Source organism: Massilia mucilaginosa (assembly GCF_011682145.1).
In the GTDB taxonomy this organism is placed as follows: Bacteria; Pseudomonadota; Gammaproteobacteria; order Burkholderiales; family Burkholderiaceae_D; genus Telluria_A; species Telluria_A mucilaginosa.
Map to the genome: position 1 here is coordinate 1 of NZ_WHJH01000238.1, position 375 is coordinate 375.

1 protein-coding gene is annotated in these 375 nt (G+C 65.1%); it reads right to left on the reverse strand.

The window, feature by feature from the left end; translation table 11 throughout:
- Positions 1-375: heparan-alpha-glucosaminide N-acetyltransferase domain-containing protein (locus tag F2P45_RS34670; protein WP_166882709.1), on the reverse strand; the 375-nt coding region annotated here is incomplete at both ends.

The following is a 375-nucleotide window of genomic DNA, read 5'->3' on the forward strand; positions in this document are numbered from 1 at the left end:
AGCACGATCGGCGCGGCCAGCAGGGTGCAGATGGCGATGCGTTGCAGCACGCCGGGGATGCGCACGGTGGACAAGTCGAACCCCGGTATCAGGTTCAGCGCCAGGCCGATCAGGAAAATGATGCCGGCGCGTAGCGCCAGTTTGCGCAGCAGGGCCGGTTTGTCGGCGCCGGCGGCGGCGAGGCGGCCCAGCGAGAACGCCATCGAGACGCCGCCGATGAACAGAAAAAATGGAAAAATCCAGTCGGTGAAGGTCCAGCCATGCCAGTGCGCATGCGCCAGCTGGGAATACAGATGGCTCCAGTCGCCCGGATTGTTCACCAGGGTCATGGCCGCGATGGTGAAACCGCGGAAGGCGTCCAGCGAAGCGAGGCGG